Genomic DNA, 2,683 nt, shown 5'->3' on the forward strand with positions numbered 1-2,683 from the left:
TGATACTCATCCGCCGGACGCAACTCAACCCCCGGCGGCAACCGGTTCGCCTGCCGCAACGCCGCCTGCTGGCGTTCGCGCAGATAGCGCTCGAGCGCCATCGCATCGATCTGGAAGGCATAGCGCGTCACCGCGCGCCCAGCTATCTGCTCCTCACCCAACGGCTGCACATCGCGCACCGCATTCAAATACCCCAACACATCACCGCCGGGCGCAAACAGATCGCCAAGACCGCTGTACTCCTCCCAAGCCCCCTCACCTTGGCGCACCCACGTCTGCCCGGCGACAATACGCAGCATCACGCTGCCCTCACCGGTCTGTACATTCCCACCCTGCGTCCACAATCGCAGCTCAGTCGTCTCAGCCGGCAGATCGGCTTTGCCTTGCAGATAGATTTCGTGCCGATCGGGAGGCTGGCCGGCATTCATCGGCGAAGCGACCGGGTCGGCAACAATCGTCGCCGTAGCATCAAACCGGTAACCGCCGGCGCTCAGCGCGCGCTGCCACGCGGCCCGGATCGGATCCGGGTTCGCCGCTGGATACAAGCGCACAACCATCAACAGCAGAAACAGAGCAATCAGTGCAATCGATACAACAGACGCAGAGAGCGCAAAACGGCGCGGCTGGCGCATAGCGAAACCTCCAAAACATCGAGTGACGGCTAAACAGAGCGACGAAAAAGCGACGAGCTAGCAAAACAATGTTTTGGCCATACCGAGAGCAGGTGCGCGCCGGTAGAGGAAAGAGAAACGTACCGGTTCGTTATCCGGTGGCCACACCTTGCAGAGGCGCAGACTACCTGCACACAGCACGCAGAGGACACGATCGAGGGTACATTTCGGTATGCGCTAGCGGCAACGCCAGATCGAATTGGGGCAAACGGTGTCCTTTTACGAATGGTTAAGATCCCTTGTTCGCCAGTGTACAAGTTTGGCGTAACAAAAACATTACAAGCGCCGGATCGCCAGCGCTTCTCACTACGGAGTGCGGCAGTCCAACTGCCGCACCCCTATCATTGCGAGGGCGCACAGCGCCCGAAGCAATCTCCCCCTTCAGCGCAGACCAATGGCGGGCAGGTACATCTTCCGCCGAAGCAGGAGATTGCTTCGCCGCCTCTGGCGGCTCGCCCTGACATCGGGGGAAGCAGGAGATTGCTTCGCCGCCTCTGGCGGCTCGCCCTGACAACCGGAGCACAGGTTCGCCGGCCTGCTTCCTATGGAGTGCGGCAGTCAAACTGCCGCACTCCATGGCTTCGTGGCTATTCCCCAAAGCGCCTGCCCAAGCTACGCAAACCCCTTTATACCACCCCTTGATACGCCGTGATCACCTGCGCCACCAACCGCTCTGGCGCAAACCGTTCGCGCACCGCCCGCCTCCCGCCAGCGATGAGGCGTTCTCGCAAGGCTTGATCGTCGAGCACGCGCAGTATCGCGCCGGCCAGCGCCTTGGCATCGTTGTACGGGATGAGCAAGCCGCCTTCGCCATCACGGATCAGTTCGTTAATCACTGGGATGTTGGTACTGATGACCGGCACCCCTGCGGCCATCCCTTCCAACACCGGCAAGCCAAACCCTTCGTAGCGCGAGGGGAACGGCAAGACGGCGCTGGCCCGCAAAAGAGCCAATTTCTGCTCTTCGCTCAGCGTGCCGAGAAAATGGATATTGGCCGCCACGCCAAGCTCGCCGGCTAGCCGTTGCAGTTCGGCCCGTTGGGCCGGGTTGTGGGTGACAAAGACGAAACTAGCCTGCGGGTAGCGGGCAATGATCGCCGGCATCGCCGCTACCAGTACGTCGTAGCCTTTGCGCGGCGTAAGCTGGCCGATGTAGGGAATGATTGGCGGGGTGAACGTGGCTGCCAACGGCGGCGCAGGCCCCTCCATAAACGCCATATCGAGCCAGAGCGGCACAACCGTCATGGGTTGGGTAAAACCGAGTTCACGCAAGACCTGCGCTTCGTGCTGCGAGCAGGGGATGAACGCCGCCACATCGCGCAACGGGCGATGAATCGCGTAGTTGTGCCAATGATCGCGCCACCGCCAGTCGCGCAGGCTGCGTTTGAGCAGTTGCGGCACGGTGTAGATGAGCCGTTCGGGGTGGATTGCCGATTCGTAGGGCCGTTCCCGGTCGGTCACCAGCCAACGGTCATGGTACGGGCCAAGCCACGTCCACACTACCGGCGCCCCGCGCCGGCGCAGCCAGCGCACCGCTTGCAAGGCCAGCACATTGCGCGGGTGAATGACATGAGCCACATCAGGCAACGGCATCGATTCCAACGCCGCGATCGTCTCGCGCCCCGGCCAGAGCTGCGGCGTCACCCGCCGCACCTTAATGCCATCAATCTCTTCAGCCCGCTCGGTCAAGCCAAGGTGCGGTTGATCGGGTTGCCAATAGGTCAGCGCCATCACCTCATGGCCAGCCGCTACTAACGCTTGGCCCAACGTTCGTTCGGGCCAATTGCGGAACGCGCGGCTCACGCCGCCCAAACCGATAATCAGAACGCGCATGATGTTTTCCAAACGTAATTCGGCAGGGGCGCACAGCCGTGCGCCCCTACAAGGCCCTTACGCTCTCTCCAACCACTGCCCGATACACCGCCTCAATCCGATCCACCACTGCTGGCCACGCAAATTGGCTCGCCCACGCTGGGGCCGCTGCGGCCATCGCCGCCCGACGGCCCGGATCGG

Annotated in this window: 2 protein-coding genes; both read right to left on the bottom strand. The window is 62.3% G+C overall.

Features of this window, described 5'->3' with window-relative positions; all coding sequences use genetic code 11:
- Positions 1-632: hypothetical protein (locus U9R81_RS04475; RefSeq protein WP_322494319.1), on the bottom strand; the 632-nt coding region annotated here is incomplete at its 3' end.
- Between the two features lie 665 nt (positions 633-1,297).
- The gene (locus U9R81_RS04480; RefSeq protein ID WP_322494320.1) at positions 1,298-2,503 is read right to left on the bottom strand and encodes a glycosyltransferase family 4 protein; all 1,206 of its coding nucleotides are present in this window, start codon (positions 2,501-2,503) and stop codon (positions 1,298-1,300) included.
- Positions 2,504-2,683 lie beyond the last annotated feature (180 nt).

Origin of the sequence: Chloroflexus sp. (assembly GCF_034435895.1) — a bacterium.
Lineage (GTDB): Bacteria > Chloroflexota > Chloroflexia > Chloroflexales > Chloroflexaceae > Chloroflexus.

What these genes read in the sequence shown, in the direction of transcription:
- U9R81_RS04480 (WP_322494320.1), bottom strand. Translation starts at nt 2,503, where the DNA reads ATGCGCGTTCTGATTATCGGTTTGGGCGGCGTGAGCCGCGCGTTCCGC.